Origin of the sequence: Haloarcula taiwanensis (assembly GCA_002844335.1) — an archaeon.
GTDB lineage: Archaea > Halobacteriota > Halobacteria > Halobacteriales > Haloarculaceae > Haloarcula > Haloarcula taiwanensis.
Genome location: CP019155.1, coordinates 408,439 through 423,804, shown reverse-complemented (window position 1 = coordinate 423,804; position 15,366 = coordinate 408,439). Strand labels below are relative to the sequence as shown.

The window sequence follows — 15,366 nt, the reverse complement described above, 5'->3', positions numbered from 1 at the left end:
AAAATTGAACTCGAATCTGTGTAAAAGTCTTTTCAAGTCTATTCGCACGACGGCGGGGCCGCGGGTGCGACCTGTCTTCATCACGATACTGATATTCAGCTACGCCCGACTGAGCATAGTTCCGCGATGACCGGAGAGTCCGATTACTCAGCTGGTCCCTCTGTGATAATCTCCGCGAGGTGCTCCCGGTCGAACAGGTGCGCCTCTGTAAATTCGTCAGGGAAGTAGGCCTTCGCGTACCGTTCAATCATGAATAGGTTGTGCAGCGGGCCGGTGTAGATCGGGCCGCCACGAAACACCCTGTCGTTCTGGACGGCCCGCAACTGGCTGCCCACTTCGTGGTCTTTCATGTACGCGAGAACCGAGTTCTCGAACTCCTCGCGGGTCTTCCCTTCTCGGTGATACCGCAGCAGGAGTGAGTCCGGGTCTATCTCTAACAGCGCCTCGTAATCAAGCGATTCCGAGCCGGAGTACCCCTCGACTCCGGTATCGGCAAAGGCGTCGGAAATCCCGAGCGTTTGGAAGTGTTCTTTATTTGCCCCGTTTCCGTTGATTCGATACGGCGTGAACTCCTCCGGTTCCTCGCCAGCGAACACCAGAGCGGCGTTTGGCCGATCTGCTGGTGCCGGGAGCCGAGCCTGCACCGTTTCGACCATCTCGTCATGTATCGAGCGGATTGCCTCGAAACGGGCCTGCTCCTGAACCATCTCAGCTACCTTCTCGAAAGCCTCGTACAGGCTGTAGTATCGGTAGTCGTGCCAGTCGTCGGTCCGCCGGAAGATGAGGTTCCCGAGAAACGGTGCGACGTTCTCGCGAATCTCCGTGAGGTCAGACTGATCCCACGCCCCGAGCCAGTCGATAAGCGCGTTCGGATCGATGAGGTGCAGGTCTGCGTCCATCTCGTAGAACGGTTCTTTCGAGACGCCGTCGTTCCAGAGCTGTGTGAGCCCGTCGAGGTCAATAGACACTCCATCTAACTCCTCGTAGTGTAGCGTCTTGTACCGCCCACGGTACCAGATTGACTGTACTGCGTCACCGTGACCGAGCGCGACCAGCATATCGATGTAGTCGGCGGTGAACGGGGCGATTGTCTCGGGTACAGTCTCGAATTCGACGGTGCCGACCGGCTCCATGGTAACGGTATACGATTCCGTCTCGGTTGTGGCGGGCGTCCCTCTGTGCTCGGTTGCAGTGGGTTCTGAGACAGCATCGCTGGCACACCCGGCGAGCAAACTGCCGCCCGCAATCAGCCCAGCACCCTTGATATAGTCTCTGCGTGTCGACCGTTCACGCGGCGTTTTGTCGGCGTCAGTCACAGTCCTTCACCCGTGATTATATCTGCGACCCGCTGGCGATCGAACAGCTGTTCCTCGGCGGGAATTTCGGGGTATGGCTCGCCGTCGACATAGCCCGGCCACTCACCGAACTGGTCGGGATACAGTTGTTTCGCAGTCATTTCCGTCTGGAACAGGTTCAGGATCGGACCCTGCCGACGGGCACCCTGAGCGTATATCCGCCCTTCTTGCACGGCAGTCATTTTTCTCAGTACCTCGTCGTCTGCCAGTTGTGACCGAATGTCGTCGAGATTGTGGTACTCCGTCATCGGCCCGAGGACAAGCAACACGTCCGGATCAGCATCAAGAAGCAATTCGGAATCGAGCGTGATATTCCGCCCGTCGTCGCCGTACCCGTTACCGACGGCATCGGCTAAGGCATCGGTCGCACCGAGCGGGCGGGTGTGGGCAGCATAGTAGCCCGGATGGTTCATCTTGTAGCCCCAGATTTTCTCGCCGGATGTGGAAAACAGGACCAGGGCCGCACTCGGCCGGTCATTCGCCGAGGGAAGGCCCGCGTTGATAGTTTGCATCATCGAATCGCGGACGGATCTGAACTCCCCATATCGCTCCCGTGCCCGAAAGACCGCCGCGAGCTTTCCGAAGATTTCCCAAAGTGTGTAGTATTCGTACGCATCGGCCCAGCCTGATGGCGGGTCCTGCTGCGTGCCGCTGAGTGTGTTCCCGAACCACGGGCCAACGTTCGAGCCGATCTCCTGGATGCTGTCGTTGTCCCACCCCTCGGCCGTCGCAACCTTCGCTGGGTCAGCTATGTGTACATCGCTGTCGAGTTCGTACAGTTTCTCCTTCGACGGTGGCCACGAAGAGTACAGACCCTCCCAATCGGTTGAGACGCCCTCCAGTCGATGGAGGAACTTCTGATACAGCGACTGGTGGTATTCGGGCGCGTGCATCGCGTTGATTGCATCACCTCGACCGAGTGCGACCAGCATGTCTACGTGGTGGCCCAGTATCGTGAACACGTTCTGGGGAACCGCATCAAACTCGACGGTCCCCATGGGTGACATTGTAACAGAATAACCGTCGTCGCCCGTCGTCGGGTCGGCTGTTGCGGACGACTGCCCTTCTGAGTCTGTCTGGGCCGGGGTTGATTCTGCGCCGGACTGATCTACACAGCCCGCTAGCAAACCGCCAGCTACCGCTGCGCCGCCGTACTTCATGTAGTCACGTCTCGTCGGGGATCTGTGAGCCGTCTCGTCTTTCGACATAAATATTAGGGCAGCCTAAAAATACATAACTGCTTCGGATTTTAGGGGGGCCTGAAAATCGGGGCACTGCCGTGGGTTTCACTCGATTATCTTGACGAGACATCCGATGGGGACGCCGTCAAGCATACGCTTGTATCCGAATCGACGATGAGGTGATAGTTGCTTCAGATTCGGGAGAGCGTGCGTGATCGGACTGTTCGCACTGGGGTCACATCTGTTTCTCGGCGTCGCAATTCTTCGCTGCAAACGGAGTCAAGCCCGACCTATCGACTGACAGCGCAAGCGCGGTCGAACCCCCGGCTGTATTGCTGCCAGCCACAACAGCGGTATCGGGGAACGTACAACAGTAAAGTGTCCTTGCTGTTGACACACTAGTATGGCCGACGAGGAAATCGACGACGTGGATAGAGCGATTCTGTACGCATTACAGGAGGACGCTCGAAATATGTCGTCCGGGGACATCGCAGAGCGAACCGATACGTCCGACAGCACCGTCCGCAAGCGCATCAACCATCTGGAGTCGAGGGAAGTCATCAAAGGCTACAGCGCTGATGTCGACTATCAGCAGGCTGGCTACCCGCTCCGGATGCTGCTTTACTGCACCGCGTCGATTCCCGACCGGGGCGATTTAATCCCGAAGATCCTCGATATTGACGGCGTTGTCTCGGTACAAGAACTGGTCACCGGCGAGGAGAACCTCCTCGTGACGGCTGTCGGCGAATCGGATAGCGATATCACCCCAGTTGCGCAGGCACTTCTCGATATGGGCCTGACAGTAGCCGACGAAGTTCTCGTCCGAAGCCACGAGACCACGCCCTTCGGTAAGTTCGATTCCGAGTCCGAGAGCTAACTGAGAACGGTGGTGCTTTTGCGGGGCCGTTGGCCGGACGACTGCGTCTCTATCGATGTGACTGCCTCGTCTTTTGTAAGGTCTTGTTTTCGAACGGCCACGACGAACAAACTAGTGATCTCGACACCTTCCATACTCAATTAGTCCTCAGCAGTTGATTCCGTGCGTCCGTGCGTACGGCCCTTTTTCGAAGAAACTTGTCGATTCAGGCCACGAGACGCCTGTTTCCTACCGTGATGGTGGTTTCGGCTGAGCACCAACGAGTAAACATAATGTTCTATAATACACCTTTTCAGGAACAAATTGGTAGTATAGAAGGATTTAATAACCAGTCCGTTCGCACTATGGGTGAAGACAGCCAGAATCGGTCAGTCACAGTCCGTGATTGCCGTGATTGGTAACGAACAACGATGTCAGGACACAACTCATCGAAAACGGTCGGATCACTCCCGGACACGACGGCAGACTCGCCGCTCGTGCCCGTCGCACTCACATGGCTCGTGTGGTCGATGTTTGCCGCGAGCATTGCTGTGCTTGCCGTCCGGGTCCGAACCGGGTTCGCATGGGAGATACCCGGTGCGGTCGCCATTGATGGGTTGACCGTTCTGATGTGGGTGGTCGTCACCTTCTTCAGCGGTATCGTTCACAGCTACTCGCGCCGCTATCTGGCGGGGAGTCGCGTCAAGACGCCCTTTTTCGCCACCGTGTTCGGCTTCACAGTGGTCGTGATGGGGCTGGTCGCGGCTGACCACCTCGCCCTGTTCGGAGCGCTGTGGCTTGCCATGGGGCTGTTGATGGCGAAGCTCATCGGTATCGCCAGCGGCTGGGCCCAGGCACAGGCGGCTGCCACGGTCGCGCGGAAGTACTTCGTCGCCAGCAGCGCGCTTCTCACCGTCGCGCTAACGGCACTGTGGTGGACGACCGGTGCCACATCAGTCTCTGGAATCACGGCGGCCGCCGACTCACTCGGTGGTCCGGTGTGGCTGGCCGCCGCGGGCGCACTCGTGCTCGCGGCGATGATTCAGTCCGCCCTGATTCCGTTCCACGGCTGGCTCCTCTCTTCGATGACCGCTCCGACGCCTGCTTCGGCACTGATGCATGCCGGGTTTGTCAACGCTGGCGGCATTCTATTGACTCGCTTCGCGCCGGTCATCACCGTTGACACCGCGCTCATGCTCGCAATCGTCGGTGTCGGCGGTGCCAGCGCCATCGGCGGGAAACTCCTGAAATCAGTTCAGACGGACATCAAGGGCAAGCTCGGCTGTTCGACGGTCGGCCAGATGGGCTTTATGATCATGCAGGCCGGCCTCGGCTTCTTCGGGGCTGCTATCACCCACCTCATCCTGCACGGGTTCTACAAGGCCTATCAGTTCCTCAGTGCCGGCGGACAGGTCGAACACACGAGCCCGAGCGAAGGAACGCCGCATACGCTCGGGACGACAGCGAGCATCGTTGGCGTCATCGGTACGCTGCTGACCGGACTCGCCGGCGGCGCGGTGTTTGCACTGTTAACAGGCAAAGGAATGACGGTCGACAGTGGGCTCTTGCTGACCTTCTTCGTGGTGTTCACGACGCTGCACGCGGCCCGCAACGCCGTCCAGCAGACCTCGCTTCCGACGGTGGCGCGCTACGGGGCCGTTCCGGTGGTTTTCTTCCCGGCCATCGTCGTCTACGCCGCAGTTTACACGGGCGTCTCGGGACTCATGCCTGTCAGCCCTGCAACGACGGAACTGACGCTACTACACGGCATCATTGCCGTCGTCTTCGTCGGCATTTACACCGCTATCGAGACCGGGGTCCACGAGCGCAGCCAGCGCCTCTACGTGGCGTTGCTGAACGCTGGCCAACCGGCAGCCGACACTGTGCTGACCACGACGGAGGACTACAATGAGTACTGAATCCACCATCCACGACAGTATCGACACCGCAGCAACCACCGTCGGCTCCCTCTGGCCCATCCACTCGTTCGTGACGGCAAACCCACTCGCGGGGTTCGAGGACCAGCCGTTCAGTGAGGCGGTCTCGCAAGCGTCCGAACTGCTGGGCGGCCGTGGCTACCCCAGCGCGGAGACGTTCCGTGCGGCGCTGGAGCGCGGCCAGATAGACCCGGAGATTCTCGACGCGGAACTCTCCGAAGCCGGCTACGAAAGCGACCCCGAGATACTGCTCGACCGGCTGGCAGAAGTGACCGATGCCGCGGACAGTGACTCCGACACTGCTCCGGACCGCGTCGACCAAGTGTTGACAAAATGGCTGTCGGCGTTCCTCGACGAGGGGAGCGCCCACTGGTCGATGCCGAACCGCGAAGCGGGGTTCTACACCGCCTTCCGTGGGATGGCCGAACACGACGGCGAGATTCCCGACGAGGGAATTATCACTGCCCTGCCGGAGACGCCGACCGAGACCATCGAAACGGTGCTCGCGTCGTACCCGGAGAGTCAGTGGGTGCACATCTTCGAGGAGCAACTGGCTGCCCTCCCGGGCTGGACGGGACTCATCAAGCAGCGTGCCGACGACGAGAGCGAGTGGCAGTCGGCGTGCCCGATTACGCTTGCGGGATACCTCGCGGCGCGTCTGGCGCTGCTGGATGCTGTCGGTGCTGATATCGCTCCCTCGAACGACAGCATCGACCCGGACCCGGCCGCCGAACTCGCCGGAGCGTTCCTGCGTGCCTGGGAGGCGACCTATCGCGGCGACCTCGTCGAAACCGTCGCCACGGAGAGCCAGTCACTCGCCGACAGCGACAGTTCGGGTCGTCCGGACGCCCAGCTTGTCTTCTGCATTGACACTCGCTCAGAACTCATCCGCCGTCATCTCGAGGCCGTGGGCGACTACGAAACCCACGGGTACGCTGGTTTCTTCGGTATTCCGATGGAGTACCAGGGCTACGACACTGACGTGTCGGTCGATGCCTGCCCGCCGATTCTTGACCCCCAGCACCACGTCACCGACGTTCCGACCGACAGCGAGACCCAGAAGAGCTACGACCGCTTATCCGGCATCCGTGAGACTGCCGACGAAATTGTCGAGACGCTGGAGGCCAACGCCGCCACGGCCTACGGTTTCGTCGAGACTGCCGGGAGCGGGTACGGCCTCGCACTCGCGGCTCGAACGCTTGTCCCCGGGCGCGTGCAGGACCTGTTTGACGCGGCTGGGCGCTCGGTGCCCGACGACCACGAGTTCTGCGACCCGCTCGTCCACCACCAGCACACCTACACCGGTGACTTGCCCGTCGGGCTGACCACCGATGAGAAAGTCGAGTACGCCGCCACCGCGTTCGACCTGATGGGCTGGGAGACGTTCAGTCGCCTCGTCGTCTTCACCGGCCACGCCAGTGAAACAACCAACAATCCATACGATTCGAGTCTGGACTGTGGTGCCTGCGCCGGCAACCCCGGCGGCCCGAACGCCCGCGTGCTGGCTGAAATCTGCAACGACGAGGAGGTCAGGGCCGCGCTCCGCGACCGCGGATTCGAGATCCCTGCCGATACCGTCTTCCTCGCTGGTGAACACAACACGACGACCGCTGAGGTGGACCTGTACGACAGCGATGTCCCCGAGAGCCACGCTGATGACCTCGCGCAGTTGCGTGCCGACCTCGCGACGACCCGCGAGAACGCGGCTGCCGAGCGTGCCGAATCGATGGGCGTCGACGGTGCGTCGGGAGTCAGCGAAACGGAACGCCGCGCCGCCGACTGGGCCGAGACCCGCCCCGAGTGGGGTCTGGCTGGCAATGCTGGCTTCGTTATCGGTCCCCGCGAACTGACGAGCGGTGTCGACCTCGACGGCCGCGCCTTCCTCCACTCTTATGACTGGTCGACTGACCCCGACGGTGAAGCGCTCGAAGCAATACTCACCGGTCCAATGGTCGTCACGCAGTGGATCAACACCCAGTACTACTTCTCGACGGTCGACAACGCTGTCTACGGCAGCGGGTCGAAAGTGACCCACAACCCCGTTGGCAACGTCGGTGTCTACCAGGGCAACGGCGGTGACCTGATGACCGGCCTGCCGCTACAGTCGCTCATGGCTGCTGACGACGATCCGTACCACCAGCCGCTCCGTCTCTCGACGGTCATCCACGCGCCGGTCGACCGCGTCACCGACGTGCTCGCTGACCACGCTGAGCTGGCAGACCTGCTGGACAACAACTGGCTCGCTCTCACAGTCGTCGACCCAACGCAGGCCCACCGTGCCTTCGAGTACGAGCATGACTTGGAGTGGTCGCCAGTGTCTGCCCTGCCCGAGGCCGATGTTGCGGAGTCGACCTCGCCCGCGGCCGCGGACGACTAACCCGGGTGCGAATAGGCGGCCTCCGGACGCCATAGGCCGTCGATGCTTCGAAAGCGCTACTCTCACGCTGCGTTCTCTGGTCCGGTCAGCGGCTCAAAAATCACACTCAATTTATATACAGACCGTCTATATGCTATTCGATTTGAAGTAAGTAGTAATATATCCGACTGAGATGACCGTATACAGCGGGGCCGTTCTGTGGAAACTGCAGTAATCCGACCGTCCTTCACAGCGGGGTGCCACAGCTTGGGCAGAGCGGGGGGCCGGAATCGGGGAGTGAGAGTCCGCAATGTGGGCACTCGCCATCATCTCCCGACGTACGGATTTCTGAGACAATGTCGGCTGTTTGCGTGCGAATCGTCTCTTTCGTGGCTACTTCGTCATATGCACTGTCAAGCTCTTCCCCACGGGACTGGGATAGAGCGAGCTGCGCTCGCTCTGCGACAAACTCGTGGTCGTCGGTGAGTGCGTCGAGCCGGTCGTGTGGGAACGACGCCAGATCAGCAGTGCCGGCGAGCAAACCTAGCGCTTCGGCTGCCCGCCCACGAACGTATCTGCTTTCGTCTTCGAGACCTGATATGAGTTCTTCACTGGCGTCTGTAAGCCGTTCGGGACACTCAGTACCGATGACGACGAGTGCCGTGCTCAGGTGATATCGAACCAGTTCGTCGTCCACGTGGAGATGCTCGGCGAGTGAATCGACCTGATACCGGAGTCTGTCGGGACTACCCAGGGCGATGTAGGACAGGGCCTTCGCCAATTTCTCTCGTACCTCTGGTTCGTCGAACTCCAGACCGATACGCAGGTCTGCTACGACCTCCGGCGAGACGACGGCGTCGGGATGGTCGACGGCGACGTAGCCCAGCGCCTCCGCACACCGTGCACGGACGTAGTAGAACTCCGATTCGTCCGCAAGTCGCTCGGCAAGCGTCGGGACGACGGGAACCACGCTGTCCGGCGCGCCCTCACTGACTGCGACGAACAACTTCGCTGTCGTGAGTCGTGTCGGCCGCTCACTGCCCTGTAAGAACTCAGTGAGCGACGGCAGGACGCCGCCGAACAGTTCGGGGTGGCCCTCGGCAGCCGCTTTGAGTGACTGCAAGCACGTCTGCTGGGTCGCTGGTTCGGCCCTCCAAAGACCCTCAAGCGCTGTTCGTGCGTCAGCTTCTTTCCCCTCTTCTAGTAATGTCGCAACCTTTGTCTCTGGAGGTACGCCGGGTGGGTTATCCATCGATCCGTTGTCGGTGTTTCTCACAGAACCCACAAAGTCCCTTGCCTCCCGGTCGTTGTTCGACACAAACACAACCGATCACTGTTGCAACTGCTATGACGAGATTGATAGACTGCCTAGTGACGGAAGTGGCAGATATACATCCATATATTCGAATTATTATCTAAGAGTGTCGAATTTGGATATAAAATCTGGAAGGAATGTAAATAATAGCAGTAAATGGAATCAGGATACCAGATATAATATAAAAACACTATCCAGTTCGGGAGGGAAGGTGAACGGTGATCGACCACGCCTGCTGGGCCGTCGTCTCTTTCAGACAAAAATTAAATGATGATGTAGGTTTTCGGTTCGCGTATAGATGGAAAGCAAACGCGCTTCGTTCGAGGGGTCGCTCGAAGCACTGGGCGTGTCAGTTTCCAGCACACCCGAGTCTGAACTTGAAGCCGCTGTCACGGAGGCAGTCACGGAGCCGGCAGTCGGGATCGGGCTTGACGAGACGGTCGGGGACGAGGCGTTTTCTCTCGCAGAGACGCCGGTAACAGTCGATCCGACGCCGGTCGGGCTTCGCGAGGCGACCACCGGCGTAACCGGTGCCGAACTCGGTGTCGGCGACTACGGCTCACTCGTCCTCACGATGACCGAACAGGCCAGTGAACTCGTGAGCCTGTTCGTTGAGCGCCATGTGGCTATTCTTCACGAGGAAGACATCCAGCCAGATATGGACGCAGCTGTGGCAGAACTGGACGAGCGGTTTACCGAAACGAACGGGAGCGCGATCATCGCAACAGGACCGAGCGCGACAGCCGATATGGGCGCGCTCGTCAAAGGCGCACATGGGCCTAAGGAGGTCCACGTCATCATCGTCGAGGAGGCGGCCTGACAATGGCGACTGCCGACGAAATCCGCGAACTGATGCGGACCGAAGGGGCAGCAATCGCGGAGAACACGCAGGGGTTCAACGCGGGGCGCTATGACTCTGTCGGGGACCTGGAGGACTACGAGGACCTCAAGCGAGCAGCCCGCAGTATCAAGGAGGACGCAATCGCGGAGCTACCGGAGCTTCTCGACCAGCTCACGGAGACCGTCGAAGCGAACGGCGGGACAGTGTACATCGCCGACGACGCTGCTGACGCGAACGAGTACATCCGCGAGGTAGCCGACGAGCGAGCGGCTGACCGGGTCGTCAAGAGCAAGTCGATGACCAGCGAGGAGATCGAGGTCAACGAAGCGCTCGAAGCGGATGGCGTGGACGTGGTCGAGACGGACCTCGGCGAGTGGGTGTTGCAGGTCGCCGACGAAGCCCCGTCACACATCGTCGCTCCCGCGATTCACAAGTCACGGGAGAGCATCGCTACGCTGTTCAACGAGCGGTTCGACCCCGACGAACCACTGGAGACGGCCGAGGAACTGACCCATTTCGCTCGCGAGAAACTCGGCGAGCAGATTACCGACGCGGAAGTCGGTATCACCGGTGCGAACTTCATCGCAGCCGACACCGGGACGATGGCGCTGGTCACCAGTGAAGGGAACGCTCGCAAGACGGTGGCTGCGACCGACACGCACGTCGCTGTCGCTGGCGTCGAGAAGGTGATTCCGACAGTTGCGGACCTCCACCCGTTCATCGAACTCATCGGTCGGTCGGGCACCGGTCAGGACATCACGTCGTACGTCTCCTTGCTGACCCCGCCAGTTGACACGCCGGTCGTCGATTTCACGGACGACGAAACGCCGCTGTCGGAATTCGACTCCGAACGCGACTTCCACCTCGTACTTATCGACAACGGCCGACTTGAGATGCGAGACGACGAACAGCTCCGGGAGACGCTGTACTGTATCCGGTGTTCCGCCTGTTCGAACTCCTGTGCAAACTTCCAGAGCGTTGGCGGCCACGCCTTCGGCGGGGAGACGTATTCGGGCGGTATTGCGACGGGCTGGGAAGCCGGCATCGAAGGGCTGGACGTGGCCGAGGAGTTCAACGACCTCTGTACCGGGTGTACGCGCTGCGTAAACGCCTGCCCGGTTGGCATCGACATTCCGTGGATCAACACCGTGGTCCGGGATCGGATCAACCGCGACAAGGACACCCCCGGTGAGTGGCTCGTCGACGGCCTCACCCCCGACGAGGAGGACGACGGTGCCCCCTTGCAGAAACGCTTCTTCGGAAACTTTGAGACCGTGGCGAAACTCGGCAGCGCCACCGCGCCGGTGTCGAACTGGCTGGCCGATACGACACTCGCCCGACAGACGATGTCACGAGTCCTGGGTATCGACCCGCGGCGGGACCTGCCAACGTTCGAACGGGAGACGCTCGTCGACTGGGCCGCTGCTCGTGACTCACAGGTCGATGATCCCGAGCGCCGGGCAGTGCTGTACCCGGACCTGTACACGAACCACGTCCAGGTCGAGCGCGGGAAAGCCGCGGTAAAGGTCCTCGAATCGCTTGGCGTCGATGTGGTGGTTCCACCGGCTCCGTCTAGCGGCCGCGCGCCGTTTTCTCAGGGGATGGTTGCGACGGCGACAGACCACGCCGAACGGGTCACAGAGGCTCTGGCCCCCCACATCCAAGACGGCCGCGACGTGGTCGTTATTGAGCCGAGTGACCATGCGATGTTCACACGGGAGTACGAACGCCTCATCGACGAGTCGGCGTTCGCTGACATCGCGGCGAACAGCTACGAGGTGTTCGAGTACGTGTTCGGCCTGCTCGACAACGGGGCGGCCGTCGATTCACTCTCTACCGTAGAGGGGGCCGAAATCGCGTACCACAGCCACTGCCAGCAGCGGACACTCGGGCTCGAAGCTCATACCGTCGCTGTGCTCGAGGAGTGTGGGTACGATGTCGTCACATCTGATGTGGAGTGTTGTGGCATGGCCGGGAGCTTCGGGTATAAGTCCGACTACTACGAACTGAGCATGGATGTCGGAGACAGACTCCGGACACAACTACGAGACGACGGCGTACAGGACCGGCCCGTTGTCGCCAGCGGAACCTCGTGTCTGGAGCAGATCGACGCTCTGCTTGAGCGGCAGCCGAGCCACCCTATTGAGCTCTTGGCGACGTAACCTTTTTTACGGTTTGCGTGCGCGAGCCAGCACAATCACCTAACGCGTGTACGCCCGTTATTTACCCCGTTTTTATAGCCTTCCGTGAGGCAGGCCCGTGTGTCGCTTGGCCTTCACGGTCTGAGATATCGTGTAAGTGTCGCCGCGATAAAACATAGCCCACCCCGCCTACGCTCTGCAATACACGTGTACAGGTCTGCTACCGGCAGCTACTCGCGGAGCGGCGGCGCGACGAGCTGTCCGGTATCAAACTCAATCGGTGACGGCTCTTCGATGACACGGAGGTCAGCACGGTCGCGTGCGGCCTCGACCAGCGCTGGCGAGGCGTAGAGCCGGTGAAGGTGCATCGTATCAGCTGCACGGAGGACACGAACGGTTTCGGTGTCGACGACGCCTATCGTCGACAGCGCAGCGACGATGCCGGCGCGGTCGGTTTCGACCACTGGCGGCAGCTTCACTCCACGAATAGTGCTTGCAGTGAGTGCGTTGATAAGCGACGTTTGCGCGTCGAGTTCTGCGACGACATCTTCGTGAACGACATCCGCGGAACCGACACCCATCGCGTTCCCGTGTGTCTTTTCGGTCAGCCCGCGTGTGAAGATGCGCTTGATGTCTGGCGTCTCCGGAGCCGGTTCGTTTATCGAAAACGGTCGGCGACCGATAACGTTCGTGTCCAGTCCCTGACCGCTGATTTCTTTCCCCTGGCGGTCGAATATCACGAGGTCGAGGTCCCCGAACGGGAGTGTCGGCATCAGTTCGTAGGCAGTCTCTAACAGCTCCGCCTCGCGGTCGAGGAACCCACTCGGCGGCACACCCTCTATCAGCGTCGTCTCGTCGTGCTGGTCCTCAACGATTGCGACGCCGCCGACAATGGGCAACTCGTCGAGTAACTGGCCGGTAATCTCTGGAATCATCCGCCGGAACGACCAGTCGACAGCCCACTTGTGAGCAATCTGTGCGCCGCGTTGCTTGCCCATCCCGATGACCAGCATCTTCGAGAGCCCGCTTTCGACGGGACCGTCGAAATCCGTGTGCGGCTTGACGCGGTTGATGGGGATGATTGCATCAGCCGCCACAGCGGTATCGTCGGCGACGACAGGCACATCCCGGTCTGGTGTCCGTCCGACCTCGACAACATCCATCGTCGACCGGATTTCACAGCCTATTGCCGACTCTGTCACGCCCAGCTCGTTCAGCATCGTTCGCTGGCCCTCGCCGGTCGCGCCACCGTGACTCCCCATGGCTGGGAAGACGAATGGCTTGTAGCCGGCATCAGACACTGCTTCAACGACGCCGGCGACGATAGTGGGAAGGTTCGCGATACCGCGACTACCGACGCCAAGCGCGACCTCGCCGCCTGCAGGTACCTCGGCAAAAGATAGTGACTCGACTGCCCGCGCTGCGTGTACTGCGACGTCGTCCGGCGCTATCGGGTCTGTCTCCCAGTTCTGTTCGATGACGCCGAGTTCGGGGAGCGGCGGGTCGCCACAGGCATCGACGATCGTCTCTTCCGGGACGGAGAGGGCGTCCGCCGCGACCTGTTGATCAGGTGCGTTCATGCACGGCATATCAGCCCGTCTGCTGATAAACGTGACCCACGGATCGAACGGTGGCTGCCACATCCTCCGTGATACAACGGTCCGGTAGTACCACCTAAGAGTAGCCACCGCGTACCTGTGCCGCCGTTACTCGGTTGCCTCTGGAACAACGAGCACAATCACGTCGTTGACGTTCGTCCCGGTCGGTCCGGTTTCAACTGTCGCCTCGAGTTCTGAGAGGTGCGAGCCGGCATCATTTGCGAGCAGCGCGTCGCGGGCTCGTTCGCGGTCCTCGATGATGCTCGTATCAGCGATAGCTCCGGCCACGTCTGAACTTCCGTCTTCGCCATCAGTGTCGACGGCAGCGATGACTGCGTCGCCGTCGTGGGCCAGTGCCCCCGAAAGGACGAATTCCTGATTGGGGCCGCCCTGTCCGCCATCTCCCCTGACCGTGACAGTCGTCTCACCACCGGCAAGGAGGACTGCTGGCGGTTCGACCGGTGTGCCAGTCGCTGTCGCTTCTTCGGCGATAGCGACGAGCGGCTTCGCTACCTCACAGGCCTCGCCGCGCAGCCGAGACGTGAGGACCAATGGTTCGTAGCTGGCCTCCCGTGCGACAGCAGCGGCGGCGTCAAGTGCAGTTGCGTTGTCCGCGATGAGATGGTTCGTAACACGGTCGAAGACCGAATCGTCGGGGAACGGTGTCTCCGGTCGTCGGCCATCTTGCCCGGCTTCAAGATGGTCGTGAACGGCTGGCGGCGGCGCGAGGCCGTATCGTTCGAACACATCGATCGCATCTCCATACGTGGTTTCGTCCGGGACTGACGGACCGCTACCGATGGTCGAGAGGTCGTTTCCGACGACATCGCTGACTAGTACCCCGGCAACAGTAGCGGGAGCCGCGCGCCGTGCTATCTGTCCACCCTTCAGGTCTGAGAGGTGCTTCCGGACCGCATTAATCTCCGTAATCGGAACGCCACCACTGAGGAGTCTATCGGTCGTTGTCTGGAGGTCGTTCAGTGTCAGGTCCCCGGCCGGAGCCGATAGCAGCGCGCTGGCTCCACCAGTCAGGACAAATAAGATGAGCGTGTCCGTGTCGGCTTCATCGACTGTCTCTAGTATCTCAGTCGTCGCCGCGACGTTCTTGTCCGACGGTAACGGGTGGTCTCCCATCGAACTCTGGACGGTTTGAGTGTCGACGGCCTGCTTGGAGAGGATGTGGCCGCCGCTGAGGCTGTCGCCGAGCATAGACTCAAGTGCCCGTGTCACGCCGCCGACGGCTTTCCCACCGCCGATAACGATAACATCGGTATACTCGGCAAGTTCGTAGGTCGTTCCGGCGATTGTCAGCGTCTCGCCGTCGCGGCTGACAGCCGATTTGGTGGCGGCCGTGGGTGCAGCCGCGTCCACAGCAGCTTCGAGACAGTCGAGTGCCACCTCGTGTGCAGCGCTGGCAGCCAGTGTGCTCCGGTTATGAATCATACGACTGATTCCGTCCGAATCGGTAAAAAATCCCCCGCAGAAACGGTGCTCAGTGGTGCTGCCAGAAGCCGCTTCTAGTCTGGAGGCAGTGCAGGCACTGTGCGTGACCCGTTAGATGGCTCCACAGCGTACCGCACTGCCGTGTCTGCCAGTACTGAGTGAAAATGTAGACAGGCAACAGCACGGCTGTTCTCGTTTTCGAATGAGTTGGTCAGGTCAGTGTTAGACGCTATTTTATATCAGTATGCCTTGGTTATATCATCGCTGTGTGTACAAGTGATGACTTCGTGACGCAAAAAGCCATTTCGCTACTATCGGGAGCAAAAAATGGCCTGAATGAGAC

10 protein-coding genes are annotated in these 15,366 nt (G+C 60.5%); 5 read left to right on the top strand and 5 right to left on the bottom strand.

The features are described 5' to 3' along the window. Positions 1–143: 143 nt before the first annotated feature. Positions 144–1,316, bottom strand: coding sequence for a Fe3+-hydroxamate ABC transporter substrate-binding protein (locus tag BVU17_16990; GenBank protein ID AUG49268.1), 1,173 nt, complete (start codon positions 1,314–1,316; stop codon positions 144–146). Continuing rightward, positions 1,313–2,353, bottom strand: coding sequence for an ABC transporter substrate-binding protein (locus BVU17_16985; protein AUG49374.1), 1,041 nt, complete (start codon positions 2,351–2,353; stop codon positions 1,313–1,315). The genes BVU17_16990 and BVU17_16985 overlap by 4 nt, the downstream gene beginning before the upstream one ends. Before the next feature lie 586 nt (positions 2,354–2,939). Between BVU17_16985 and BVU17_16980 the strand changes: the two genes are divergently transcribed. The 3 genes from BVU17_16980 to BVU17_16970 all read left to right on the top strand — a co-directional run bounded on the left by BVU17_16980 (position 2,940) and on the right by BVU17_16970 (position 7,706). Further along, complete coding sequence (locus tag BVU17_16980; GenBank protein ID AUG49267.1) at positions 2,940–3,413, top strand: ArsR family transcriptional regulator; 474 nt, start codon at positions 2,940–2,942, stop codon at positions 3,411–3,413. Between the two features lie 410 nt (positions 3,414–3,823). Next, a complete protein-coding gene (locus BVU17_16975; protein ID AUG49266.1) occupies positions 3,824–5,311 on the top strand; it encodes an oxidoreductase in 1,488 nt (495 codons plus the stop codon). Beyond that, positions 5,301–7,706 (top strand): DUF2309 domain-containing protein, encoded by a 2,406-nt coding sequence (locus BVU17_16970; protein ID AUG49265.1) that lies wholly within the window; start codon positions 5,301–5,303, stop codon positions 7,704–7,706. Before BVU17_16975 ends, BVU17_16970 begins: the two co-directional genes overlap by 11 nt. Before the next feature lie 226 nt (positions 7,707–7,932). Here the strand turns inward: BVU17_16970 and BVU17_16965 are convergent, their stop codons facing one another. Continuing rightward, positions 7,933–8,937 (bottom strand): hypothetical protein, encoded by a 1,005-nt coding sequence (locus BVU17_16965; GenBank protein ID AUG49264.1) that lies wholly within the window; start codon positions 8,935–8,937, stop codon positions 7,933–7,935. 361 nt (positions 8,938–9,298) lie between these two features. Here BVU17_16965 and BVU17_16960 point away from each other — a divergent pair, with 361 nt between their 5' ends. Both BVU17_16960 and BVU17_16955 read left to right on the top strand, forming a co-directional pair. Beyond that, a complete protein-coding gene (locus BVU17_16960; protein AUG49263.1) occupies positions 9,299–9,820 on the top strand; it encodes a hypothetical protein in 522 nt (173 codons plus the stop codon). 2 nt (positions 9,821–9,822) lie between these two features. Further along, positions 9,823–12,003, top strand: coding sequence for a (4Fe-4S)-binding protein (locus BVU17_16955; GenBank protein AUG49262.1), 2,181 nt, complete (start codon positions 9,823–9,825; stop codon positions 12,001–12,003). A 209-nt stretch (positions 12,004–12,212) separates the two neighbouring features. On the opposite strand, the gene BVU17_16950 is transcribed toward BVU17_16955, so the two are convergent. Together BVU17_16950 and BVU17_16945 are read right to left on the bottom strand one after the other, a co-directional pair. Further along, entirely contained in the window at positions 12,213–13,562 is a 1,350-nt protein-coding gene (locus tag BVU17_16950) for a DUF362 domain-containing protein (protein ID AUG49261.1), read from the bottom strand. 126 nt (positions 13,563–13,688) lie between these two features. Continuing rightward, on the bottom strand, positions 13,689–15,023 hold the full coding sequence (locus BVU17_16945; protein ID AUG49260.1) for a glycerate kinase: 1,335 nt from the start codon (positions 15,021–15,023) through the stop codon (positions 13,689–13,691). Between the last annotated feature and the right edge of the window lie 343 nt (positions 15,024–15,366).